We start from the raw sequence: 24,074 nt of genomic DNA on the forward strand, positions 1-24,074 counted from the left end.
AGCCCGCATTTTTCCTGGCGTCTGCACGCCCGTTCGGCGTCGAAACCACTACCAAAATGCGGGAACCACCGACGAAACCACTACCAAAATTGCTCTACCAGGACGTATGCCGGGGGCGCCCCTCGTCGTAGCCCGCCGCGCCCTGGATGCCCACCACCGCGCGGGAGTGGAACTGCCCGATGGTGTCGGCACCGGCATAGGTGAAGGCCGAGCGGACTCCGGAGATGATCTGGTCGAGCACGTCCTCGACGCCGGGACGGTCGGGGTCCAGATACATCCGCGAGCTGGAGATGCCCTCCTCGAAGAGCGCCAGCCGCGCCCGGTCGAAGGCCGAGCGGTCCTTGGTCCGGTTGCTGACCGCACGCGCCGAGGCCATCCCGAAGCTCTCCTTGTAGAGCCGGTCCGTGCCGTCCCGCTGCAGGTCGCCCGGGCTCTCATAGGTGCCGGCGAACCAGGAGCCGATCATCACGCTGGACGCTCCGGCCGCGAGGGCGAGCGCGACGTCACGGGGATACTTCACCCCGCCGTCGGCCCAGACCTGCGCCCCGGCATCCGTGGCCGCCGCCGCGCACTCGAGCACCGCAGAGAACTGAGGACGCCCCACGCCGGTCATCATCCGCGTCGTGCACATCGCACCGGGACCCACCCCGACCTTGATGATGTCGGCGCCGGCCTGCGCCAGGTCACGAGCACCGTCCGCAGAGACGACGTTGCCGGCCACGAGAGGCACCCGCAGGCCGGTCGCCGCCTCGTGGGCGTCGCGGGCCTGCAGCACAGCAGGCAGCGCCTCGAGCATCTTCTCCTGGTGGCCGTGGGCCGTGTCCACCACGAGCACGTCGACGCCGAATCCCAGGATCGCCTCGGCCCGGGCACGCACGTCCCCGTTGATGCCGACCGCAGCTCCGATGCGCAACTGCCCGTGACTGTCCAGGGCGGGGGTGTAGATCGCCGAGCGCAGGAGACCGCGCCGGGTCACCACCCCACGCAGCGTGTCTCCCGCCACGACGGGCGCGAGATCGATGTGTTGGCTGTCCAGCAGATCAAATGCCTCACGGACGTCGGTGCCCTCGGGCACGACAACCTCCGGCTCCTGCATGACATCCTTGACCTGGGCGAACCGGTCGACACCCGTGCAGTCCTGCTCGGTGACGATGCCCAGCGCTCGCCTGTGCTGGACCACCAGGGCAGCGTGGTGGGCCCGCTTGCCCAGCACGGAGAGCACCTGCGCCACGGGCGACCCCGGCTCGACCATGATCGGGGTCTCATAGACCGGGTGGGCGGCCTTGACCGCGGTGACGGTCTGCTCGATCGCCTCGACCGGGATGTCCTGGGGCAGCACCGCGACAGCTCCCCGCCGCGCCACCGTCTCGGCCATCCGCTTGCCAGAGACCGCAGTCATGTTGGACACGACGATCGGGACCGTCGTGCCCACCCCGTCCGGCGTGGTCAGGTCCACGTCCATCCGCGAGGTCACCGAGGACCGCGACGGGACCATGAAGACGTCGTTGTAGGTCAGGTCGTGCTGAGGTTGCATGCCTCCCAGAAATTCCACGCCCGCAGCCTACGTCGCCCACGCACTCACTTCCCCTCCGCGGCCCGCGGCGCCCCGCCACCACCTGCTCCGACACCCCGTTCAGGCGCGGGCAGGCGGAACGGCCTACGGTAGAGGGATGCAGATCACCCACCTGGGCCACTCGTGCGTGCTGCTCGAGGTGGCCGACCAGCGCATCCTGATCGACCCGGGCAACTTCAGTGACTTCGCCGACGTGCGCGACCTGACGGCCATCCTGGTCACCCACCAGCACCCTGACCATGTCGACCCGGCGCAGCTCGCGTCGCTGCTCGACGACAACCCGCAGGCCCGCGTGCTCCTCGAGCCGCAGACTGCGGACAGCCTCGCCGAGGCGGCAGGGAGCCACCGCGACCGGCTGGAGGGTATGCCGACAGGCACCACGGTCGACCTCGGCGCCGTGAGTGTGGAGACCGTCGGGCAACGGCACGCGTTCATCCACGATTTCGTGCCGCGGATCGACAACACCGGCCTGGTGGTGCGCGCTGACGGCGAGCCGACCGTCTTCCATCCCGGCGATGCCCTGGACGCGGAGCCCGGGCCGGTCGACGTCCTGCTCGTCCCGGTGAGTGCTCCGTGGGCGCGGATCGGTGACACCGTCACCTTCGTGCGCCGCCTGGCCCCGACGCGGGTGGTCCCGATCCACGACGGTCTGCTCAACGACACCGGCCGGTCGGTGTATCTCGGTCACATCGCCACCTTCGGTGCCGACGGCGGTGTCGAGGTGCTCGACCTGCGCGGCACGGGCGCAACGACCTTCTAGCCCGCAGCGAGCCGCTAGGCCCAGCTGCAGCGAACCGCCAGGCCGGTGGCAGTTAGCCGACGAGCCCGCTCGCTCCGAAGGCGAGTCCCAGCACATAGGTGATCGCGGCAGCGCCATAGCCGATCACCAACTGGCGCAGAGCCCGTCGCAGGGGCGAGGCACCGGACAGCAGGCCCACCACGCTGCCGGTGATCATCAGGGCAAGCCCCACGAGGACCGCCGCGACGAGGAGCGCCGAATAGCCCGTCATACCGAACAGGAAGGGCAGGATCGGGATCAGGGCCCCGCTGGCAAAGAAGCAGAAGCTGGACGACGCGGCACCCCAGGCACTGCCGATGGCCTCGTCCCGATCGACATCGACCGCAGCGGTCGGCATGGCTCCCTCGGGGACGTGCCGCTCGGGATGGCCGTGGACGCTGCTCATCACCTCGTGCGCCTTGGCCCTGGCCTCAGCATCGGCCATGCCACGCGAGCGATAGACGAGGGTGAGCTCGTTCTCCTCCAGGTCGAGCTCGGGCACTGCGGCCCTGGCGTCGGCGCTGGGGTGCGAGGCCGCGAGCAGTTCCCGTGCGGAGCGGACCGAGATGAACTCGCCGGCCCCCATCGACATGGCGCCGGCGAGCAGCCCGGCGATGCCGGCGGCCAGCACGACGCCGCTCCCGGCGCCGGTGCCGGCCATGCCCATCACGAGGGCCAGGTTGGAGACCAGGCCGTCATTGGCACCGAAGACGGCGGCACGGAAGTTGCCGGACATGTGGGCCCGACCCCGGGCGGCCAGTCCGCGCAGCACCTCCTCGTGGATCATCTCGTCGGCGGCCATCTGTGGCGTCGCCGCAGCGTCCGCGAAGTAGGGAGTGCGGGACTCGGCGCTCTGCGCGAGGGCGAGCACAAAGACGGAGCCGAATCGCCGGGCCAGCACGCCGAGGACACGGTTGCGCAGTCCCGGCGAGACCGGCTTGCCGACCTCGTCGCCCAGCAACTCCACCCAGTGCGCCTCGTGCCGCTTCTCGGCCTCTGCCAGACCCAGCAGGATCTCGCGCTCCTCGCCCTGCTTGCGCTCGGCCAGGGACCGATAGACCTGAGCCTCGGCCCGCTCGTCCGCGAGGTAGCGCCGCCAGCGACGGGCCTCCTGCGGTGTCGGCTTGATGCCGCTGCTCATGCTTCTCCTACCGGTAGTGCCGTCGGTGCGCGTCGCCCGGTCGTCGCTGACCAGCCGCCCAGCCTACGCTGTCTCAGCCCACCGACGGCTGTTCCTGAGCCCCTGAACTCCCACCGTCGCCGGTGAAGAAGGACAGCTGCCCGTTGGCCTCCAGCACAGCCACCTGGATGTCGCCGACCCGCTCAATGCCCTGGCCGCGCGAGGCCGCCAGCAGGTCGTCCACGCCGAGCCGCTCACGCCGCATGATGTCGAGCAGCGGCTCCCCGTCCTTGACGACGATCACCGGCACCCCGTGCGTGAAGCGGGCGGGACCACGCCAGCGTGAGTTGATCCAGGCCAGGAAGAGGGTCAGCACGGCAAAGGTGCCGACCGCCAGCGCGCCCGCGGTGAACGAGTAGTCCTGCTGCACGACAGCCTGCCCCACCAGGTCACCCATCGTGATGAACAGGATCAGCTGGAACGAGCTGAGCTCGCCCAGGGTCGAGCGACCCACGACCCTGGTCACGAGCCACAGGAACAAGAACATCAGAGCCGCTCTGACGACGATCTCCATCGGGCCTCCGATCAGGGGAAGAGAGTTGTCTTGAAGGTCACGGGTCGGCCCGGCACGTCATCCTCCACGACCGCGACCCGGCCCTCGCGCCCACGCACCTGGTCGGGCTGGATGTAGGCGTCGAACCCGATGACCATGGTGGTGCGCCCCTCCGTCGCGAACGTCATGTAGAGCCACTCACCGTCCCGGGACTGGTCCGACGGCTCGGGATACCACCCCTGCGTCTCATAGAGGCCGAGATACTCGGGGTTGATCGCGAGCGTGACCTCCGGGTCCAGCCCGGCCGGGTCGGAGACCTCGATCTCGAACTCCACATCCTGACCGGGGCGGGTGACCGACGGATAGGTCACCGCCAGGTGGATCGACTCTCCGCTGTCCCCCTCCACCACACCCAGTCGGTCTCCGAAAAACCCGAAGAGACCTCCCACCACCAGGAGCGTGAGGACCACCACTCCGACGCGCCGCCAGAGCAGGGAGCGGCGGGCGCCTGCCTCCGGCACGTCCTCGAGGGTGGACACAATCGACATGCCACCGTGTTTACACGTCTCCGCGAGGTCCTGCCACTCGATGGCATGCTCTAGGGTTCCCCTCCATGAGCCCCTCGCCGGTCCCTGGTGGTGGGCCCCTCGACATCCCGCGGACCTACAACTTCCGTGAGGTCGCACCGGGCGCGCTCCGCCCGGGGCAGCTCTATCGTTCCGACGGGCTGCACCGCCTCACGCGTGAGGGCCGCCGGGCCCTCGCAGACCTGGGGATCCGGCTGGTCATCGACCTGCGGTCCGACTTCGACCGTCGCCTCGGCGGTCGCGACCGGCTCCGCGGCACGGGCGCCGAGCGATTGTCCATCCCGATCCTGGGTGCCTCCCCGCGCACCTACCCCGCGACGATCGACCTGCGCGGGGTCTATCGCACGATCCTGTCCCAGCACCGGGACGAGCTCGCCACCGCGATCCGAGCGATCGCGCAGGCTGACGGTCCGGTGGTCGTGCACTGCACCGCGGGCAAGGACCGCACCGGTTTGGTCGTGGCGCTCGTGCTGCGGGCGGTGGGAGTCGACGACCATGTTGTGGCCGCCGACTATGCCGCCAGCCAGGGCAACCTGGCCGGCGACTGGACCGAGGCGATGCTGCGCAAGGTGCGGCGGTTCCGCGTGCCGATCACCGAGACCCTGCTCGAGGTGCTGGCCCACTCCCCCGAGCCCGTCCTGCGTGAGACCTTCGACTGGCTCACGACGGAGTATGGCGGCACGCAGGACTACCTGCGCGCGGCGGGGATCGAGGACAGCACGGTCGCCCTCCTGCGGGAGCGACTCCTGCCCGGGTGAGCACTGCACGGGTGAGCACTGCACGGGTGAGGACTGCCCGGGTAAGGACTGCGTGCGGACAGGACACGGCCGCGGACAGTTCCACCGCAGGTTAGAGCGCTCGTGGTGGATGAGTCGGTCGATACGCCGGGTCCTGTCCCGCCGCGCCGTTGCCGGCACTGCGACGGTGGCGACCATCCATCTCGGGTGACCGTTGCCGGCCACCTCTAGCGGTCTACCCGCACGCTCGGGCGGGCCGCCCTCGAACGCGTGCTGTCTGACCTTGCTCCCGGTGGGGTTTACCTAGCCGCGCCGGTCACCCGGCACGCTGGTGGTCTCTTACACCACCCTTTCACCCTGACCTCCGGCCGGAGCCGGAGGCGGTCTACTTTCTGTGGCACTGTCCCGCGGGTCACCCCGGGTGGCTGTTAGCCACCACCGTGCCCTGTGGAGCCCGGACGTTCCTCGGCGAGTCCCCGGAGGGCTCGACGCGGCCGCCTGACCGACTCATCCACCGGCTCAGTCTACGGGCTCACGACAGGGCCGTATGCCGATCGCCCGGGTCCGCAGGGACAGTCACCCGATGCGGTGGTCGGTGTGCTCCTTGACCGGCAGCATCGCCAGCGCACCGGCGGCCAGGATGAGCACGATGCCGAGGATGCCCCAGTACTGCGTGTTCTCCTGGCCCGTGAGTCGTGCGCCGAGCCAGATCCCGACACCGAAGGCGGCCGGGGAGAGGAAGGACACCACCCGGCCGGTGGTGGCATACAGGCCGAAGATCTCCCCGCTCTTGCCCTCGGGGATGAGCCGCGCCAGGAACGACCGGGACGCGGCCTGCGCCGGCCCCACAAAGACGGTCAGGCCCAGGCCAAGCACCCAGAAGACGGTCTTGCCACCGTCATGGAGGAAGAAGATCAGCAGGCCCAGGATCACCAGTGCCACGAGCGAGAGCAGGATGACCTTCTTGGGTCCGATCCGGTCATCCAGCAGGCCGAAGGAGATCGTCGCGACGCCGGCCACGATGTTTGCCGCAGCGCCAAAGATGATGACCTCACCGGCGCTCATGCCGAAGGTCCCGGCCGCCAAGACGGCACCGAACGCAAAGACGCCAGCCAGTCCGTCCCGGAAGAGCGCTGAGGCGAGCAGGAACCAGACGGTGTGACGGGAGGTCTTCCACAGCCGACGGATGGTCCCAAAGAGCAGCCGGTAGGAGTCGATGATGCCCACCCGCGGGGCGCGCTCCACCGGACGGTCCTTGAGCTTGACCAGCGCCGGGATCGTGAACAGCGCGATCCAGACCCCGCACAGCAGCATCGAGACGCGGATGTCCAGACCGTCCTCACCCGTGACGCCGAACAGGCCGACCTCGGGCTGGATGAACAGGAAGTACATCGCCAGCAGCGCCACGATGCCGCCCAGATAGCCGAAGCCCCAGCCGTAGCCGGACACCCGGCCGATGTTCTTGGTGGTGGCCACCTGCTCGATCGTGGCGTTGTAGTTGACCCCGGCGATCTCAGAGACCACCGAGCCGACACCCAGCAGCACCAGGCCGAGGAGGAGATAGCCGGGGTCGGCCTTGACGAAGAACAGGCTGGCCGCGAGGGCCGCCAGGAGCCAGGTCTGCCAGCGCAGGTTGCGCACCGTGCGACCGGAGCGGTCGGAGTTCTGTCCGAGGACCGGTGCCAGCAGCGCGACAAAGAGCCCCGCGATGGCGGTCGACCAGGCCAGCATCTGGGAAGTGTGGTTGGTCGAGCCAAAGCTGTCGCTGGTCAGATAGACCGCGAACACGAAGGTCGTGATGACGGTGTTCCACGGCTGCGCACCCCAGTCCCACAGGGCCCACGCCGTGACCTTGCCCTTGGAGGCACCCTCGCTCGCACCGAGGGCGGTGGTGACCTCGTCGGGGTCAAGGGACTGACCGGCTGTCGGATCGACCGGTCCCACGCCGCCGGGACCAGACCCTGAGGTGTCATCGTGCACAGTCACAGCACCGACCGTATTGCCCCGCGCCCCGAAACCGGCGCTGAACCCGCCGAGTTCACCCCGGCGACACCAGTTCGCCCACCGCACCCGGTGCTCAACCGGTGGCGGTATGCCGATCGGCCAGGTCCGCGATGATCGTCGCCAGCGCCTGGGGCGCGCTGACCATCGGCCAGTGGCCGCTGTCGATGTCGACATAGTCGAGCGCGTCGACGGCCGACAGCTCCGGCACGTCTCCGGCGGCGATCCACTCCCGGGCGTCGTCGGGACCGAACTCGGGACAGATCAGGGTGACCGGCACAGTGGTCCGGCGCGGGTCGGCATACTCCACGATCCCTCGGCTCACCCCGACCGGGACGGGGACCATGGCGGTCTCCATGGCCGCACGGGTGCTCTCGTCGAGGTCGACGGAGTCCGGCCCCTCAAAGGGCGCCCACCCCGGGAAGTCCATCAGCCCGTCCACGGGCTCGAAGAAGTCGGCATAGGCGGAGCCGTCACTGCTCGGGAAGCCACCGATCAGGCCGACGCCGGCGACCTGCTCCGGACGGCGGTCAGCCGCCAGCCACGCCAGCGTGCTGGCGGCGGAGTGACCCACCACCAGTGCCCTGCCCTCTGCAGCATCCACCGCTGTCACCGCGGCCGCCAGCTGGTCTGCCAGGGTCGCCGCCTCGTTGCCGTCCCCCTGCCCCGGCAGCGCCACCGGAACCGCCCGGTGCCCCCGCGCCGAGATGCCCTCGGCGACCTCACGCCATACGTCCGGGGTGAGCCACAGCCCACCCAGCAGGATCACGTCCATGTCTGCCTCCTGTGCTCGACAACCGGGGCCTCGCCCGCGACGTGCCCACGATAGAACGCATTGCGGACGATCCACGTCCTGCTCCCCGGCGCGCTGCCGGGCGCGACCTCAGGCAGGATGAGGGCCTATCCACCACCGGAGGAGAAGCATGAAGATCGGCATCATCATCGGATCGGTCCGCGACGACCGCAAGGGCGACGACGTGGGCAGCTGGCTCAGCAAGCTGGCGCAGTCCCGGGACACCGACATGACCTACGAGCTCGTCGACCTGCGCCAGTTCGACCTGCCCGTGCTCACCTCGGCGACCGTGCCCGGAGCCGCGAACCGGCAGTATGACGACGAGCGGGTCACCCGCTGGGGCCAGAAGATCGATGGTTATGACGGGTTCATCTTCGTCACCCCGGAGTACAACCACGGCGTGCCGGGAGGCTTCAAGAACGCCTTCGATGTGATCTATCCGGAGTGGGTCAAGAAGGCGGTGGCGTTCGTCTCCTACGGCGCGATGTCCGGCTCGCGCGCGGTCGAGGCCTGGCGCCCGGTCGTGGCGAACGCCGACATGTATGACATCCGGGCCCAGGTGGCACTGAGCACCTTTAGCGAGTTCGACGGGGAGACCTTCACCCCGGCCGACCGCAACGCCGACGAGGCGGCTGACCTGTTCGACTCGTTGGAGGCCGCCACGACGGCGCTGGCGACGCTGCGCAGCTGAGAGCCAGGCCGACCGGTCGACGGGTCTGCGTCCCCCTCACACGATGCGGAAGCGCACCTGCTGGCTGGCGATGTCCGCCTCGACGAGCTCGACGCGGACCTCGCTGCCCAGGTCGGCCTTCCCCTCGGCGAGGGCGTTGACGGCCGGGTCGGTCAGCTGCACCTGCCAGCCCTTCTTGCCCGCGTCATCGACGACGACCGCGTCGAACTGCTCGCCGACCCGGTGGGCCAGGACTGCCGCCTCAGTGGCGTCGGTGCAGGCCCGCTCAACACCCTTGGCCAGCCGTCCCGACTCGTTCATGATGTCGGGCAGCGTCGGCAGCGCCTCCCGGACCCAGTCGGGGATCTGCGAGCCCTGGGTCAGCGACTCACACACGACCAGCACGAACCGGTCGATGAGCCGACGCAGCGGTGCGGTGACGTGGGTGTAGGACGCGGCGATCGCTGCCTGTTCCGTGTACTCAGGGATCTCGCCGTCGAAGGCTTCGTAGCCAGCCCCGCGGAACAGCGCCGTCGCGTCGTGGATGACCGCCAGGTGCCGGGGGTCCTCACGGTCCAGGGTGCGCAGGAAGTCGCCATAGGCCATGCCCTTGGGCCAGGTCACCCCGAGCGCCCTCACCTGACGGCGGAACCGGTCGACGTCGCGCTGCTGCGCCGGCGGCATGGTGCGCAGGATCCCGACCTTGCCCTCCAGCATGATCTCGGCCGCCACGATCCCGGTCAGCAAGCTGATCTGGGCGTTCCAGTCCTCCACCGGCAGCAGCGGCCGGAACTGCAAGGTGTAGTGCCCATCCTCCTCGAGGTGCACCTCCTGCTCGGGCATCGGCAGGCTGGCCCCGCCCCGCTCGGACTCGCGCCGGATCCGGTGCTCGCCGACCTCCTTGAGCAGTTGCAGCGTCTCCTCGGCCTCCCCGCCGTCGATGAGGCCCTGCACCTCCTCATAGGTGTAGCGCCGCACCGAGCGCACCATCGCTCGATAGAGTTCGGCCGAGTCGCGCACCCCTTCCGCCGTCAGCCGCATGTCCCAGACGTATGCCGGACGGGCCGTCTCCGGGAGCAGGCTGGCTGCTCCCTCGCTGATCTCGGTGGGGTGCAACGGGACCCGCGTGTCCGGGCAGTAGATCGTCTGACCGCGTAGCCGCACCTCGGTGTCCAGGGCACCGCCGGGCTGGACGAAGGCCGGGACGTCAGCGATGGCGTAGCGGATGCGATAGCCCTGCCCGTCGCGCTCGATGTGCATCGCCTGGTCCAGGTCCATCGAGCCGGGCGGGTCGATGGTGATGAACGGGAGGGACGTCTCATCCCGCTCGGGCAACTGTGGGTTCTCTGCTGCCGCACGGGCCTCCGCGAGCGCGGCCTCCGGAAACTCCTGCCGGACTTCCATGCGGGTCCGGATGTCGGCGAAGGCCGCCTCCAGCTCGGTGCCGTTGCCGTCGGTGCGGTTGTCCCGGATCGTCGTTGCTCGCTGCGCCATAACTGTCACCCTAAGCAGAACTGGTCTGACACCGCGCAGGCAAGCCTGGCCGAAGTGTGTCCAGCAGCAACTCATGAGAGACACGGAGCACAGTCATCCACCGGCTCGTCGAACTCGGCAGTCAGCTCGCCATCGAAGATGTCACCCCAGATGTGCCGACGCTCGCCCCAGATGTGCCGACGCTCGCCCCAGATGTGCCGACGCTCGGTGACCACTGGGCTGGACCGGCGGCGCGCGTCGTCTACCCTGCTCACGTGCTGATCCTGCTCCCCCCGTCGGAGTCCAAGACCGGTCGTGCCCGCGGGCGGGCCCTCGACCTGGACCGGCTCTCGGTCCCCGAGCTCACGGCATACCGCGCCGAGGTCGTGGCTGCGCTCGCCGAGACGAGCGCTCGACCTGACGCCGCGGCCACGCTCGGTGTCAGCCCCAACCTGACCGAGGAGATCGCCCGCAACACCCGGCTGACGACGGCCCCCTCGGTGCCGGTGGCAGAGCTCTACACCGGCGTGCTCTATGACGCCCTCGATCTCACGTCGCTGGACACCGCCGCCCGCCGCCGCGCGAACCGCCGCGTCCTGGTTGTCTCCGCGCTGTTCGGCGCACTGCGACTGACCGACCACGTGCCGCCCTATCGGCTGTCGATGGCGGTCAACCTGCCGGGCACCGGACCACTGGCGGGGCACTGGCGCAGCCCGCTGGCCAAGACGCTGCCTGGCCTTGTCGGTCGCGGTCTGATCATCGACTGCCGCTCCAGCACGTATGCCGCAGCATGGGTCCCGCAGGGCGACCTCGCTCGGCGCTGGGTCCAGATCCGCGTGCCGGGGGCGACACACATGGCCAAGCACACCCGCGGGCTGGTCACCCGAGCCCTGTGCCAGATCGACCAGGACCCGCGCACGCCCGCCGGACTCGCTGAGGTGCTCGCCGAGACGTTCCGGGTCGAGCTGCACGAGCCGTCCGGCGCGACCAAGCCCTGGATCCTCGACGTGCACCCACCCGCCTGACGGCCCACCCGCTGGCCCGACACCCCACCAGCGAACCTGGGCCCCACCACCGAACCTGGGCACGCTTACCCCGGCTGTGTCACGGCTATAACCGTCACACCGAGCCGACAAGCGTGCCCAGCCCCACCACCGAAACTGGGCACGCTTAGCGCCGCTGTGTCACGGCTATATCCGTCGCACCGAGCCGACAAGCGTGCCCAGCCCCAGCGCCCCATACCTGGGCATGCTTACCCCGGCTGTGTCACGGCTATATCCGTCGCACCGAGCCGACAAGCGTGCCCAGCCACGGGCGGGTGAGCTGGTGAGCGGGTGAGCGGATCTCAGCCCAGGCGCTCGAGCGCCTGCTGCACGTCCGCGACCAGGTCGGCCTCGTCCTCGATGCCGACCGAGAGCCGGATGATGTTGTCCGGCACCTCGAGCTCGGTGCCACGCACGGAGGCATGGGTCATCTCGGCCGGATAGTTGACCAGCGACTCCACACCACCGAGGCTCTCGGCGAGCTGGAAGACCGACATCGACTCGGCGAACTGCCGGGCCGCGCCCGCGCCACCCGCCAGCCCGAGGGAGACCATGCCGCCGAAGGCGCTCATCTGCTTCGCGGCGATCTCGTGGCCGGGGTGGTCGGGCAGGCCCGGGTAGTAGACCCGCTCCACCGCCGGGTGCCCCACCAGCGCCTGCGCGATCGTGGCCGCGTTGCTGCTGTGCTTCTCCATCCGCAGCGCGAGAGTCTTGATGCCGCGGATCGTCAGGAAGACCTCCCAGGGAGCGGACACCCCACCGGCCGCGAATTGCAGGAACTGGATCTTCTCGGCGTGCTCCTCGCTCGCGGTGACCACGACGCCGCCGAGGACGTCGGAGTGGCCGCCCAGGTACTTGGTCGCCGAGTGCACCACGATGTCGGCGCCGAGGCTGATCGGGGTCTGCAGAGCGGGTGAGGCGAAGGTGTTGTCGACCACGACGACCAGGCCGTGCTCGTGGCCCAGCGCCGCGAGGGCCTCGATGTCGGTGATCTTCATCAGCGGGTTGCTGGGCGTCTCCAGCCAGAGCATCTTCGTCTCCGGACGTATGCCGGCCCGCACCGCATCGAGGTCACTCATCTCCGCGGTGCTCAGGTCCAGGCCCCACGGCTTGAGGATCCGGTTGACGAGACGGTGGGTGCCGCCATAGACGTCGTTGCCCATCAGGACGTGGTCGCCGGCGCTCAGCAGCGCGCGGAAGGTCGCGTCCTCGGCAGCCAGACCGGAGGCGAAGGACAGTCCCTGCACGCCGCCCTCGAGGTCGGCGATGAGCTCCTGCAGTGCGTCGCGCGTGGGGTTGGTGCCACGGGCGTACTCGTAGCCGTTGCGCAGGCCCCCGATGTGCTCCTGGACGAAGGTCGAGGTCTGGTAGACCGGAGGGATCACCGCCCCGGTGGTCGGGTCGAACGCCTGGCCGGTGTGGATGGCACGGGTGGAGAATCCGGTCACGTCACTGTCCTTCACAATTTTTGGAGAGGTTTGGTCCGCGCTGCACGCATTTTGGGAGAGGTTTTGCACATCCTGCGCGCATTTTGAGAGAGGTTTTGCCCGCCGTCCTCACTGGGACACGAAGGTCAGCAGGTCAGGGCGGGTCAGCACGGCGACGGGCTTGCCACCCTCTGTCACCAGCAACGCGTCCGCGTCAGCAAATGCTTCCCGCGCCGCTCCGACGGAGTCATTGATGCCGATCAGCGGCAGCATCGGTCCGGTCAGCGTGGACACCGTGTCGGTCAGCTTGGCGTCCCCGTGGAAGACCGCGTCCAACAGGTCCCGCTCGTTCAGGGAACCCTTGACCTCCCCCATGACCACAGGGGGCTCGGCACCCAGGACGAGCAGCTGGCTGACGGCATACTCCCCCATGATGTCGATCGCGTCGCGGACGGTGTCGGTGGGGTGCACGTGCACCAGGTCCGGGAGGTGACCGGTCTTGGCGGACAGTACGTCACCGACCGTCTTCTCCTCGGCGACCGGCGCGAACCCATAGGAGCGCATCCACCCCTCATTGAAGATCTTGCCCAGGTAGCCGCGGCCGCCGTCGGGGAGCAGCACCACGACCGTGTGCTCGGGCCCGAGGTCCTTGGCTGCCTTGATCGCGGCGACCACCGCCATGCCCGAGGAGCCGCCGACCAGCAGACCCTCCTCCAGGGCGAGCCGCGTCGTCATCTCGAAGGACTCGGCATCGGTGACCGCGATGATCTGGTGCGGGACCTTCGGGTCGTAGGCGCCTGGCCACATGTCCTCGCCGACGCCCTCGACCAGGTAGGGCCGCCCGGTGCCGCCGGAGTAGACCGACCCCTCGGGGTCGGCGCCGATCACCGTGACGTCGCCCACCTCCCGCAGATAGCGCCCGGTGCCCGAGATCGTGCCGCCGGTGCCGACGCCGGCCACGAAGTGCGTCACGGTGCCGTCGGTGTCGCGCCAGATCTCCGGGCCGGTGGACTCGTAGTGCGAGGCGGGGCCGTTGAGGTTCTCGTACTGGTTGGGCTTGTAGGCGCCCGGGATCTCGGCGGCCAGCCGGTCGCTCACCGAGTAGTAGGACTCCGGGTGGTCCGGCGGAACGGAGGTCGGGGTCATCACGACCTCGGCGCCATAGGCCTTGAGGACGTTGATCTTGTCCTCGCCGACCTTGTCGGGGCAGACGAAGACGCACCGATAACCACGCTGCTGCGCCACCAGCGCCAGGCCCACTCCGGTGTTGCCCGACGTCGGCTCGACGATCGTGCCACCCGGCTTGAGCTTGCCCTCGGCCTCGGCAGCGTCGATGATCTTGATCGCGATGCGGTCCTTGACCGACCCGCCGGGGTTGACGTACTCGATCTTCGCCAGGACCGTGGCCGCGATGCCCTCAGTCACGTGGTTGAGCTTGACGAGCGGCGTGTTGCCGATCGTGTCGAGGATGGTCTCTGCGACGCGCATGTACGGTCTGCTCCCGGGTCGGTGGATGGCTCGTCCCAAGGGTAGGCGACGCCGACAATCACCCAGCCGTCGGCAGGCACCGCAGACGACCTCAGAGGTCGTGCAGGTGGTGGGTGTCGTTGACGAACGCGACCTGGACCCCGCCGTCGCTGTAGAACTCGAAGGCGGTCAGCGAGGCCGGCGCGGTCGCGATCGACCAAGCGCGGTTGGTGTCGATGCCCAGCACCTGAGAGAGCACCACCATCAGCGGCAGCCGGTGGGTGGCGACCACGACCGTGCCGCCACGGGCCACCGCCCGGCCGAGGGCGGAGACCACCCTGCCGGTCAGTTGCTGCCGGCTCTCCCCGCCGGGACGGGCGTATGCCGGGTCCTGGCGCAACGCCAACAGCTCCGGCCCCGAGTGGGTCACCAGGTCGGCCATGGTCGCCCCGTCCCAGTCACCGAACGCCTGCTCGTCCCAGTCCCGGTCGACCTCAGGCGTCACACCGAGCGCCTCCGCCACCGCTCCCCCGGTCTGCATGGCGCGCGTCAGCGAGGAGGTGATCACCTGGACTGCGCTCGGACCGGATCGGTCGATGAGCCGCTTGGCCGCCCCGGCCGCAGCGGCAGCCTGGGCCAGCCCCTCGTCGTTGAGCGGCGGGTTCGCACCGCCCCGGCCGTCCAGCTTGTGGCTGCGGGTGAAGTCGGTGACGCCGTGGCGCACCAGGATCAACCGGCACGATCCCTCCAGCGTCGGGTCGGTCTCGGTGCTGAAGACCTCCTCGCCGACGGGCGCCTTGACCTCACCGAAGGTCGGGTCGGCGCGGCGCGCGCTGTTGCGCGCCTGGGTCTGCGGCACTGACGGCGCAGACGTCTCGGCCGCGGACGCGACAGGCTCAGCCGCGGACGCGACAGGCTCAGCCGCGGACGCGACAGGCTCAGCCGCGGACGCGACGGGTTCGGCCTGTTCCGACGCGTCGAGCTCAAACAGGCTCGCGGGCGGCTCCGTCTCGCGAGCGCGTGGGCGGGCGACCGGTGCGACGTGGTCGCGGTGCACCGTCTCCCCGTCCATGCCGTCGTTGGACAGCGCATCGGCAGCGGAGTTCTCCGCCCGCGGGATCCAGGTGTAGCTCACCCGCCCACCGGCGGCCTGGATCTGCCGGACCAGGTCCCGGGCCTGCAGCGCGAGGCGGCGCATGTCCTCGTGCTTGATCTTCCACCGCCCGCTCATCTGCTCGACGACCAGCTTGGAGTCCATCCGCACGGTCACGGTCGCTCCCTCGGCCAGACCGAGGTCGAGCACAGCGCGCAGCCCCTCGATCAGACCGGTGTACTCCGCGACGTTGTTGGACGCCGTGCCCAGCGGCGCCGCACGCTCCGCGAGCAGCGTGCCGTCGGCGTCCTGCACGAGCGCGCCGTAGCCAGCCACCCCGGGGTTGCCCCGCGAGCCGCCGTCGGCCTCGACGACGAGCTGCCGCGCGGCACCGGCCGGCATACTCGCCCCCGGCCTGCTCACAGGCCGGACTCGGGGGTGCGCACCAGGATCCGGCGGCACTCCTCACACCGCAGCACCTCGTCCTCGGCGGCGCTGCGGATCCGGTTGAGGTCGACCTGGTTGAGCTCGAGCTGGCACCCGCCGCACCGGCGCTGCTGCAGTGAGGCTGCCCCGGTGCCGGACTGGGCACGGATCTTGTCATAGAGCGCGACCAGCTCGTCGCTGACGTCGGCCACGATCGCGTCACGACCGGCAGCGACCTCGTCGCGGTCGGCCTGCAGCGCCTGGGCCTTGGTGTCGCGGCTCGTGGTGATCTCGGCGGTCTCGGCGGCGAGCGCGTCGCGGTCAGCTTCCGCCTTGGCGACCTCGGCATCCCGTGCCTCGGCCCGCTCCATCACCTCCAGCTCCTCGTCCTCGAGCGTCGCCTGGCGCCGAGCCAGGGACTCGATCTCGTGCTGGAGCGCCTGCATGTCCTTGGCGGTGCCGATGCCGGCGTCCAGGCGCTGCTGGTCGCGGGCTGCCCGGTCTCGCACGAGTTGCACGTCCTGCTCGGCCTTGGTCAGCTCGCGCTGCACGTCGCCGCGGGCCGTGGTGGTGCGCACGACCTCGGCGTCGAGGTCGGCGGCGCGGCCGGTCAGCTGCTCCAGCTGGGCGTGCTCGGGCAGGCTGCGCAGCTGGTGGTCGAGCTGGCTGAGCCGGGTGTCGAGGGCCTGCAGGTCGAGCAGCCGCTGCTGCTCGTGGGGGTCGGCTTTCACGCGTGGTCTCCCTGGGTGTGCTCCGGTCCGGACGCCTCGGGCCCGGACGCACCGAGGACGAAGTCCCACGGGTCGGTCCGCACCTGCGAAACGTGGACCTCCAACCTAGCCGCAGCAGCCCCCAGTTCCGCCACCAGCCGGGTCGCGAGTCCGGGCAGCCAGAGCGACTCGCTCGCAAAGTGACCCGCATCGACCAGGTATGGCGCCCCGCCCGTCAGTGCTGCCTCCTCCCGGGCCTCCAGGGCCGGGTGGTGGCGCAGGTCGGCGGTGACATAGACGTCGGCGCCACTGGCCCGGACCGCGTCGAAGGCGGAGTCTCCGGCCCCACCGAGGACGGCGACCCGCCGGACCTGGCCGCTGGCAGGACCTGCGACCCGGATCCCGCCGGCCGTGGGCGGCAGGTTGTCATGGAGGCGACCGGCGAAGTCGGCGAGGGTCATCGCCTCGGCCAGGTCCCCCACCCTGCCGAGCTCCTGGCCCTCGGTGATCGCCAGTGCCTCGGTGCCGGTGAGCCCGCAGGCCGCGGCGAGGGCCTGGCCGACCCCGGGGTCGGCCACGTCGGCGTTGGTGTGGGCGCAGTAGAGCGCGATGTCGTTGACGATGAGCGCGGTGACCGCCGCACCCTTCGCGGTGGTGGTCGCCACCGAGTGGATGCCGCGCAGCAGCAACGGGTGGTGGGTGATGATCAGGTCGGCCCCGGCCTCTCGGGCCTCCTCGATGACCGCCATGGTGGGGTCAACCGCCAGGTGGATACGCGTGATGGGCTGGTCGAGATCTCCCGCGACGAGACCGACGCGGTCCCAGGACTGGGCGGTGTCGAGTGGATAGAGCCGCTCCAACGCGGCCACGACCTGACCCAGGGTGAGGTTCTCGGCATACTCCTGCGTCTGTGTCTGTGTCACGCAGCCCATCGTAGGTGGCACAATGGGGCGCCGCGGCGCCCCACCGGACCCTCTGGTGGTGGTGACGCAGGGGCCTGTAGCTCAGTTGGTAGAGCATCGCGTTTACACCGCGGTTGTCGTCGGTTCGAGCCCGGCCGGGCCCACCACGCTGATCCCGGGGACGTCACCTCACGGTTGCCGCCCCGGGCGCCACCATGGACGCCGAGTCCACCTGCGGGCGGGAGTCCAGATGGATCCCCGCCAGCATGCACCGCACGGAGCCGCCGGCCAGCTCGATGGTCGGCACGTCGAGGGGCAGCAGCGTGCACGTCTGCTCGATCACGTCTCGCTGCTCATCGGTCAGCGAGGCCGCCGCCCGGGTGGACAGCGCAAGAAGACGCCGCCCCTCGTGGCCCTCGAGCTCGATGGCGTTGCCGGCGAAGTCGTGGATCTGCTGGGGGCTCAGCTCCAGCACCGCGCGGGTGCCGCGTCGACCCGCGAGCCGCTCAGCGACCTCGGCGCGACGGGCTGGGTCGGTGATCATCGAGAGCCCGATCAGCACAAAGCCGGAGGCGATGCACATCAGGACGTTGGTGTGATAGACCGGCGTGCCGCTGGGGTCCACCGCGTCGAAGGCCATCGGCTCATAGCCGAAGGCGGTGCAGAAGCGCTCCAGCATCACCGGGTCGGCCCGGCGCGATCGGGCCGTGTAGGCGATCCGGGAGAGGTGGTCCAGCACCATGGCGCCGGTGCCCTCCAGGAAGATGTTGTCGTACTCCAGACCGGAGTAGTCGATGACGTCCTGGACGCGATACTGCGACTTGAGCATCTCGACGATGTCTGGACGTCGCTCGGTGCGCCGGCTCGCGGCATACATCGGATAGAGCGCCACGCGCCCGCCGGCGTGGGTGGAGAACCAGTTGTTGGGGAAGACACTGTCGGGACGGGTGGCGTCCTCGTCGTCGAAGAGGTGCACCGTGACACCGGCAGACTCGAGCACCTCGGCGGCCCGGGTCACCTCGAGGTAGGCGCTCCTCGCCAGCTCCTCGGGATCTCCGGTCGCCGGCACCTGAAAGGCGTTGTCTGCCGCGGTATCTGGGTTGGGGGTGAAGCGGTGAGGACGGATCATCACGACGGCACCTGGGGCCTGAACGGGCATTGACACCTCTTTCATCATCACGTGCGCAGGCTGTGGCCAGCCCTGGTGACAGGAGTGTCCCACCCTTTGGGCGCAGAGTGGAGTCAGAGATCCTTGACCGCGGCGTGCAGCTCTCCGATGTCCCGCTGCTGGCCCGGCTCGTTGACCAGGCTCCACACCACCTGCATCTGCGGGCTGACCACGAAGGTGCCCCGCACCGCCATGCCGGAGGCCTCGTCAAACACCCCGTAGGACTGCGCGACCTTGCCGTGCGGCCAGAAGTCGGACAGCAGCGGGAACCGATAGCCCTCGTGCGCCGCCCACGCCGCCTGCGTGTGGCGGGGGTCGCAGGAGATCGCGTAGACGTTGACGCGCTCGTTGACGAACTCGTCGACGTTGAGCTGGATCTCCAGCAGTTCGCCGGTGCAGATGCTGGAGAACGCGAAGGGGAAGAAGACCAGCAGCGCGTGGCGGTCCCGGACCGCCTCCGAGAGTGTGACCGGAGCACCGGTCTGGTCGGTCAGGGTGAAGTCTGCAGCGGTGTCGCCGACCTGGGGCGTGGACAGGGCCGCAGCCGGGGCGGTCATCGTCGGCCCACGAGCCGCTGGACGTGCCACTCGCCGTCGTCACCGAGCGGGACGGCGCCACTGGCGGTCAGTCCGGCGGTGGCACAGGCCTCCTGCACATCGTGTGCGGCGATCCGGTCGTCCCGTCCCGCGCCGGGGGTCACCAGCGCGATGAAGCCGCCGTCCTCCAGCAGCGACACGCACTCGACGAGCTCATCGGTCAGGTCACCGTCACCGTCGCGCCACCACAGCAGCACCGCGTCGACGACGCCGGTGTAGCCCTCCTCCTCCATGGGTCCACCGACGACCTCCTCAACCTCCTGACGGAACGGGTCGGGAACGTCATCGTCGTAGCCGTACTCGAGAACGATCTGGTCGTGGGCGAAGCCCAGCTTGTCGACCGGCCCACCCGGTCGTGTGATTCCTTCGTTAGCCATAGTGCGCACAGTCCACTAGAGATCGGCGAGAGAGGCAAGACGCGACACGCACCGTCGCTGTCGGCCGCTGCCTGACAGAGCCGGTATGACGAGGGTCGGGTGGGGCGACAAACGCCCGATCCCCGACAGGTGGGATGCCCATGCATCCACGGTACCCGGCGTGCAAGGATGGGCGAAGGAGAGTGCCGCTCCCAGTGGAAGGAACGTCTGTGTCAACGAACAAGCCAGGCCCCATCGTCAACGGGCTGCCGAGCCAGATCCCGGACACCGATCCCGAGGAGACCCAGGAGTGGCTGGACTCCCTCGACGGGGCCATCGAGGCAGGTGGCCGCCGCAGGGCGCGCTATCTGATGCTGCGCATGCTGGAGCGGGCACGCGAGTCCCAGGTGGGCATCCCCTCGCTCACCACGACGGACTACGTCAACACGATCCCCCCGGAGCGCGAGCCCTGGTTCCCCGGTGACGAGGAGGTCGAGCGCCGCTACCGGGCATGGATCCGCTGGAACGCCGCGGTGATGGTGCACCGTGCCCAGCACCCGGACATCTCCGTCGGTGGCCACATCTCGACCTATGCCTCTGCCGCGACCCTCTACGAGGTCGGCATGAACCACTTCTTCCGGGGCCGCGACCACGAGGGTGGCGGCGACCAGATCTTCTTCCAGGGCCACGCCTCCCCCGGCATGTATGCCCGGGCCTTCCTCGAGGGGCGACTGGAGGAGGAGGACCTGTCCGGCTTCCGCCAGGAGAAGTCGCACATCGTCGACGGCAAGATCCGGGCGCTGTCCTCCTATCCGCACCCGCGGAGCATGCCGGACTTCTGGCAGTTCCCGACGGTGTCGATGGGCCTCGGCCCGATGAACGCCATCTACCAGGCGCAGTTCAACAAGTACCTTCATAACCGTGGCCTGAAGGACACCAGCCAGCAGCACGTCTGGGCGTTCCTGGGCGACGGCGAGATGGACGAGCCGGAGTCGCGCGGCCTGCTGCAGGTCGCGGCCAACGACGAGCTGGACAACCTCACCTTCGTCATCAACTGCAACCTGCAGCGACTCGACGGCCCGGTCCGTGGCAACGGCAAGATCATCCAGGAGCTGGAGTCCTTCTTCCGCGGCGCGGGCTGGAACGTCATCAAGGTCGTCTGGGGCCGCGGGTGGGACCAGCTGCTGGCCGGCGACCCCTCCGGTGCCCTGGTCAACCTGATGAACTCCACGCCGGACGGCGACTACCAGACCTACCGCGCCAAGGACGGCGGCTTCATCCGCGACCACTTCTTCGGTCGGGACCCCCGCACCAAGGAGCTGGTCAAGGACTGGTCCGACGAGCAGGTCTGGTGGGCTCTCAAGCGCGGCGGGCACGACTACCGCAAGGTCTACGCCGCCTACAAGGAGGCGATGGAGCACGAGGGTCAGCCGACCGTCATCCTCGCCAAGACCATCAAGGGCTACAGCCTCGGGTCCAACTTCGCGGGACGCAACGCCACCCACCAGATGAAGAAGATGACGGTGGAGGACCTCAAGGGTTTCCGCGACAGCCTGCGGATCCCGATCACCGACGAGCAGATCGAGAAGGACCCCTACGCACCCCCGTTCTATCGGCCCGCCGACGACGACCCGACGCTGGAGTACATGCGCGAGCGTCGGCGCAAGCTCGGTGGCGACCTGCCCAAGCGCCAGCCGGAGAAGACCCACAAGCTCTCCCTGCCCGGGGACGAGGCCTACAAGGTTGGCAAGAAGGGCTCGGGCAAGCAGGCGATCGCCACCACGATGGCCTTCGTGCGCATCTTCAAGGACCTGATGCGCGACAAGGAGTTCGGCAAGCACATCGTGCCGATCATTCCCGACGAGGCCCGCACGTTCGGGATGGACTCGTTCTTCCCCACGGCCAAGATCTACAACGTCCACGGTCAGAACTACACCTCCGTGGACGCCGAGCTGATGCTGGCCTACAAGGAGTCGGAGTCCGGCCAGATCCTGCACCTCGGGATCAACGAGGCGGGATCGGTCGCCGCGCTCACGGCGGCCGGCACGTCCTACGACACCCACGGGCTGCCGATGGTGCCGTTCTACGTCTTCTACTCGATGTTCGGCTTCCAGCGCACCGGCGACAGCATCTACGCCGCTGCCGACCAGCTGGCCCGCGGCTTCATGATCGCCGCGACCGCCGGACGCACCACGCTGACCGGTGAGGGCCTGCAGCACGCGGACGGCCACAGCCTCCTGCTGGCCTCCACCAACCCCGGTGTGGTGGCCTACGACCCGGCCTACGCCTACGAGATCGCACACATCCTCCAGGACGGCATCCGACGGATGTATGGCGAGGACCCCGAAGATGTCCTCTACTACATGACCGTCTACAACGAGCCGATGGTGCAGCCCAAGGAGCCGGAGAACGTCGACGCCGAGGGCATCCTCAAGGGGATGCACCGGGTCGCCGAGGGCGGTGACGGCGACAAGAACGTGCGCCTGCTCGCCTCCGGCGTCGGCGTCCCGTGGGCCCTCGAGGCCCGCAATCTCCTCCAGGACGACTGGGGTGTCACGGCCGAGGTCTGGTCGGTGACGTCGTGGAACGAGCTGCGCCGCGAGGCCATGGAGTGCGACGAGGAGCGCTTCCTGCACCCGGAGAAGGAGCGCCGGGTGCCCTACGTCACCCAGCGCCTCTCCGAGGGGACCGGCCCGGTCGTGGCCACCAGCGACTGGATGCGTGCCGTCCACGACCAGATCGCTCCGTGGGTGCCGGAGGACTTCTACGGTCTCGGCGCCGACGGCTTCGGCTTCGCCGACACCCGGGCAGCGGCCCGGCGGTTCTTCCACATCGACGGCCCGTCGATGGCGGTCAAGGCCCTGCAGATGCTGGCCGACCGCGGCGAGATCGACGAGAGCGTCCCACAGCAGGCGATCGAGAAGTATCAGCTGCACGACGTGCGCGCCGGCCGCAGCGGCGTGACCGGCGGCGACGCCTAACCTCGAGCCAGCACCCCGAGGTCGGGGTGGTCGGTGAAGAAGCCGTCCACCCCGGCTGCCAGGTGCGCCCGGATCTCGGCGACCACGTCGCCTGCTGCGCCGGGATCGGTGCCCTGGCGCAGGTCGGTCGGCAGGAACTCGTTCTCCCGGCGGAAGGTCCACGGATGCACCGCCAGGCCGGCGGCGTGCGCGCGGGCGACCAGTGGGGTCGGCCCGGCCAGACTGCCGTCCTCGGACCGCCCGATCACCAGGTCCTTGTGCGGACCGATCCCGCTGACCCAGCGCGCCAGCTCGGCCAGCCCGGCAGGAGTGAGGAGGTCGGCGAAGGTCCGTGGGTCCCCGCTGCTCTCCAGGTCGTAGGGTGCCCCCTCCTCCGCAGCGAGAAAGATCGTCGGCACCGCCAGGCCGAGGTCCCGCCGCAGCGCGATCAGGTTGCCCAGCTCGAAGGACTGCACAAAGACGGGTGCGTCACGACGGTTGAGACCGGCGGCCGTCAGCGCCGCGACCAGCGGCTCCTCCAGCGGCAACCCGATCCCGCGGAAGTAGGTCGGGTGCTTGGTCTCGGGATAGAGCCCGATCTTGCGCCCCAGCTCCTCGCTGAGGCGGCTGCGCAGGTCGAGGATCTCACCCAGCGTGGGCACGGTGAACTGCCCGTCGTATGCCGTGTTGTCCGGTCGCAGGGCGGGGAGCCGCTCCCGGCAGCGCAGCGTGCGCAGCTCCGCAAGGGTCAGGTCCTCGGTGAACCAGCCAGCCACCTCGACCCCGTCGATGACCTTGGTGCCCCGACGGTCGGCGAACTCCGCCCGCTCGGCGATGTCGGTCGTGGCGGAGATCTCGTTCTCGTGCCGGGCGACCAGCTGCCCGTCTGCCGTGGCGACCAGGTCCGGCTCGAGATAGTCCGCCCCCCAGCGAGCAGCCAGCTCATAGGCCTCCAGCGTGTGCTCGGGCCGGGCACCGCTGGCGCCGCGATGGGCGATCAGGAGGGGCTCAGCCACGAGACGAGCCCGGCGGCGGAATCTGGTCCCCGGCCCCCACGTCAGACAGATGGTGGGCCAGGTCGTGGGTCAGGTAGCGGGCCAGGGACAGCCCGGTGAAGGCTGCCCCGTCCGAGCGGATCGCGGCCCGCTCCCACTCGCTCTCCCCGGCGTAGCCGCCCAGGACCGCGATGAGACCCTCCGTGCGCTCGGGGATCTCGCGGGCGATCCGCTCAGGATCCTGGCCGGCATACTCCCCCTCGATCGCGGCGCGGTCCTGGTCCCAGTTGGGCAGCGCGGGGCTGTCCTCGTCCAGGATGAGCGAGAAGCGCCCCGTGAAGACGTCGAGCACCTCGTGGACGTGGCAGGCATACTCCAGCGGTGACCAGGTGGCGGGCTGCGGCCTGACGGTCACGTCCGCTCGGGTCAGCACCTCGCGCCACGGGGCGGTGAGCCCCCGCAACCCCGCGGCGAGGGCGCTCGGCGACACCTGGGAGGCGTCAAAGCCGCACTCGTCGCAGCGGCGGTGCGCCGCCCAGGTCCAGTCCTTGGTGTCGGGCACGATCGGGTCTGCAGCCATGCACCGAACCTATCGCCCGGCTCTCCGCTCGGGGCCCCGGGCAAGCTGGTCCGAGCCTGACCGGTG

The 24,074-nt window shown here is 69.6% G+C and carries 23 protein-coding genes, 1 tRNA gene and 1 other RNA gene; 6 read left to right on the top strand and 19 right to left on the bottom strand.

The annotated features are described in order from the left end of the window. Positions 1-94: 94 nt before the first annotated feature. Positions 95-1,552: a GuaB1 family IMP dehydrogenase-related protein gene (locus FNH13_RS12055; protein WP_143783642.1), complete on the bottom strand. Its 1,458-nt coding sequence runs from the start codon at positions 1,550-1,552 to the stop codon at positions 95-97. Between the two features lie 118 nt (positions 1,553-1,670). Here FNH13_RS12055 and FNH13_RS12060 point away from each other — a divergent pair, with 118 nt between their 5' ends. Beyond that, the gene (locus FNH13_RS12060) at positions 1,671-2,333 is read left to right on the top strand and encodes an MBL fold metallo-hydrolase (protein WP_143783643.1); all 663 of its coding nucleotides are present in this window, start codon (positions 1,671-1,673) and stop codon (positions 2,331-2,333) included. A 52-nt stretch (positions 2,334-2,385) separates the two neighbouring features. On the opposite strand, the gene FNH13_RS12065 is transcribed toward FNH13_RS12060, so the two are convergent. The 3 genes from FNH13_RS12065 to FNH13_RS12075 all read right to left on the bottom strand — a co-directional run bounded on the left by FNH13_RS12065 (position 2,386) and on the right by FNH13_RS12075 (position 4,572). Beyond that, on the bottom strand, positions 2,386-3,492 hold the full coding sequence (locus FNH13_RS12065; RefSeq protein ID WP_143783644.1) for a VIT1/CCC1 transporter family protein: 1,107 nt from the start codon (positions 3,490-3,492) through the stop codon (positions 2,386-2,388). 73 nt (positions 3,493-3,565) lie between these two features. Then, on the bottom strand, positions 3,566-4,045 hold the full coding sequence (locus tag FNH13_RS12070; RefSeq protein WP_143783645.1) for a DUF421 domain-containing protein: 480 nt from the start codon (positions 4,043-4,045) through the stop codon (positions 3,566-3,568). A gap of 11 nt (positions 4,046-4,056) precedes the next feature. After that, positions 4,057-4,572: a hypothetical protein gene (locus tag FNH13_RS12075; RefSeq protein ID WP_143783646.1), complete on the bottom strand. Its 516-nt coding sequence runs from the start codon at positions 4,570-4,572 to the stop codon at positions 4,057-4,059. A gap of 65 nt (positions 4,573-4,637) precedes the next feature. Between FNH13_RS12075 and FNH13_RS12080 the strand changes: the two genes are divergently transcribed. Then, entirely contained in the window at positions 4,638-5,369 is a 732-nt protein-coding gene (locus FNH13_RS12080; RefSeq protein ID WP_143783647.1) for a tyrosine-protein phosphatase, read from the top strand. Positions 5,370-5,475: 106 nt separating this feature from the next. On the opposite strand, the gene rnpB is transcribed toward FNH13_RS12080, so the two are convergent. The 3 genes from rnpB to FNH13_RS12095 all read right to left on the bottom strand — a co-directional run bounded on the left by rnpB (position 5,476) and on the right by FNH13_RS12095 (position 8,124). Next, positions 5,476-5,858: RNase P RNA component class A (gene rnpB / locus FNH13_RS12085), an RNA gene on the bottom strand. A gap of 66 nt (positions 5,859-5,924) precedes the next feature. Continuing rightward, positions 5,925-7,334: an MFS transporter gene (locus FNH13_RS12090; protein WP_228266377.1), complete on the bottom strand. Its 1,410-nt coding sequence runs from the start codon at positions 7,332-7,334 to the stop codon at positions 5,925-5,927. Between the two features lie 91 nt (positions 7,335-7,425). Continuing rightward, on the bottom strand, positions 7,426-8,124 hold the full coding sequence (locus FNH13_RS12095) for an alpha/beta fold hydrolase (protein WP_143783649.1): 699 nt from the start codon (positions 8,122-8,124) through the stop codon (positions 7,426-7,428). A 148-nt stretch (positions 8,125-8,272) separates the two neighbouring features. On the opposite strand from FNH13_RS12095, the gene FNH13_RS12100 reads away from it, so the two are divergent. Beyond that, on the top strand, positions 8,273-8,833 hold the full coding sequence (locus FNH13_RS12100) for an NADPH-dependent FMN reductase (protein ID WP_143783650.1): 561 nt from the start codon (positions 8,273-8,275) through the stop codon (positions 8,831-8,833). Between the two features lie 36 nt (positions 8,834-8,869). Here the strand turns inward: FNH13_RS12100 and FNH13_RS12105 are convergent, their stop codons facing one another. Next, on the bottom strand, positions 8,870-10,306 hold the full coding sequence (locus tag FNH13_RS12105; protein ID WP_143783651.1) for an RNB domain-containing ribonuclease: 1,437 nt from the start codon (positions 10,304-10,306) through the stop codon (positions 8,870-8,872). A gap of 71 nt (positions 10,307-10,377) precedes the next feature. Beyond that, the gene (locus FNH13_RS12110) at positions 10,378-10,560 is read right to left on the bottom strand and encodes a hypothetical protein (RefSeq protein WP_143783652.1); all 183 of its coding nucleotides are present in this window, start codon (positions 10,558-10,560) and stop codon (positions 10,378-10,380) included. Here FNH13_RS12110 and FNH13_RS12115 point away from each other — a divergent pair, their 5' ends adjacent. Next, a complete protein-coding gene (locus FNH13_RS12115; protein WP_143783653.1) occupies positions 10,561-11,310 on the top strand; it encodes a YaaA family protein in 750 nt (249 codons plus the stop codon). It begins immediately after the preceding gene. A 320-nt stretch (positions 11,311-11,630) separates the two neighbouring features. Here FNH13_RS12115 and FNH13_RS12120 read toward each other — a convergent pair whose 3' ends face one another. From FNH13_RS12120 to FNH13_RS12140, 5 genes are all read right to left on the bottom strand, one after another. Continuing rightward, positions 11,631-12,776 carry a cystathionine gamma-synthase gene (locus FNH13_RS12120; protein WP_229576520.1) on the bottom strand — a complete coding sequence of 382 codons (1,146 nt, stop codon included), beginning with the start codon at positions 12,774-12,776 and terminating at the stop codon, positions 11,631-11,633. A gap of 108 nt (positions 12,777-12,884) precedes the next feature. Continuing rightward, positions 12,885-14,243, bottom strand: a complete 1,359-nt coding sequence (locus FNH13_RS12125; protein WP_143783655.1) for a cystathionine beta-synthase — start codon at positions 14,241-14,243, stop codon at positions 12,885-12,887. Between the two features lie 91 nt (positions 14,244-14,334). Beyond that, positions 14,335-15,738 (bottom strand): bifunctional RNase H/acid phosphatase, encoded by a 1,404-nt coding sequence (locus FNH13_RS12130; protein WP_143783656.1) that lies wholly within the window; start codon positions 15,736-15,738, stop codon positions 14,335-14,337. Further along, positions 15,735-16,472: a zinc ribbon domain-containing protein gene (locus FNH13_RS12135; RefSeq protein WP_143783657.1), complete on the bottom strand. Its 738-nt coding sequence runs from the start codon at positions 16,470-16,472 to the stop codon at positions 15,735-15,737. Before FNH13_RS12135 ends, FNH13_RS12130 begins: the two co-directional genes overlap by 4 nt. Next, positions 16,469-17,383 carry a Nif3-like dinuclear metal center hexameric protein gene (locus tag FNH13_RS12140; protein ID WP_143783658.1) on the bottom strand — a complete coding sequence of 305 codons (915 nt, stop codon included), beginning with the start codon at positions 17,381-17,383 and terminating at the stop codon, positions 16,469-16,471. Before FNH13_RS12140 ends, FNH13_RS12135 begins: the two co-directional genes overlap by 4 nt. A gap of 61 nt (positions 17,384-17,444) precedes the next feature. Between FNH13_RS12140 and FNH13_RS12145 the strand changes: the two genes are divergently transcribed. Continuing rightward, positions 17,445-17,520, top strand: a tRNA-Val gene (locus FNH13_RS12145). Positions 17,521-17,537: 17 nt separating this feature from the next. On the opposite strand, the gene ctlX is transcribed toward FNH13_RS12145, so the two are convergent. The 3 genes from ctlX to FNH13_RS12160 all read right to left on the bottom strand — a co-directional run bounded on the left by ctlX (position 17,538) and on the right by FNH13_RS12160 (position 19,494). Beyond that, the gene (gene ctlX, locus FNH13_RS12150) at positions 17,538-18,512 is read right to left on the bottom strand and encodes a citrulline utilization hydrolase CtlX (RefSeq protein ID WP_202878772.1); all 975 of its coding nucleotides are present in this window, start codon (positions 18,510-18,512) and stop codon (positions 17,538-17,540) included. A gap of 83 nt (positions 18,513-18,595) precedes the next feature. Next, positions 18,596-19,078, bottom strand: coding sequence for a peroxiredoxin (locus FNH13_RS12155; protein WP_143783659.1), 483 nt, complete (start codon positions 19,076-19,078; stop codon positions 18,596-18,598). Further along, positions 19,075-19,494 carry a DUF3052 domain-containing protein gene (locus tag FNH13_RS12160; RefSeq protein WP_143783660.1) on the bottom strand — a complete coding sequence of 140 codons (420 nt, stop codon included), beginning with the start codon at positions 19,492-19,494 and terminating at the stop codon, positions 19,075-19,077. The genes FNH13_RS12155 and FNH13_RS12160 overlap by 4 nt, the downstream gene beginning before the upstream one ends. Before the next feature lie 209 nt (positions 19,495-19,703). Here FNH13_RS12160 and aceE point away from each other — a divergent pair, with 209 nt between their 5' ends. Then, positions 19,704-22,454, top strand: coding sequence for a pyruvate dehydrogenase (acetyl-transferring), homodimeric type (aceE, locus tag FNH13_RS12165; protein ID WP_228266379.1), 2,751 nt, complete (start codon positions 19,704-19,706; stop codon positions 22,452-22,454). Here the strand turns inward: aceE and FNH13_RS12170 are convergent. Both FNH13_RS12170 and FNH13_RS12175 read right to left on the bottom strand, forming a co-directional pair. Then, positions 22,451-23,449: a glycerophosphodiester phosphodiesterase gene (locus FNH13_RS12170; RefSeq protein ID WP_228266380.1), complete on the bottom strand. Its 999-nt coding sequence runs from the start codon at positions 23,447-23,449 to the stop codon at positions 22,451-22,453. The two genes, aceE and FNH13_RS12170, sit on opposite strands and share 4 nt — an antisense overlap. Continuing rightward, positions 23,442-24,008 carry a DinB family protein gene (locus FNH13_RS12175; protein ID WP_143783663.1) on the bottom strand — a complete coding sequence of 189 codons (567 nt, stop codon included), beginning with the start codon at positions 24,006-24,008 and terminating at the stop codon, positions 23,442-23,444. The genes FNH13_RS12170 and FNH13_RS12175 overlap by 8 nt, the downstream gene beginning before the upstream one ends. Between the last annotated feature and the right edge of the window lie 66 nt (positions 24,009-24,074).

This window comes from Ornithinimicrobium ciconiae (assembly GCF_007197575.1).
Taxonomy (GTDB): domain Bacteria; phylum Actinomycetota; class Actinomycetes; order Actinomycetales; family Dermatophilaceae; genus Ornithinicoccus; species Ornithinicoccus ciconiae.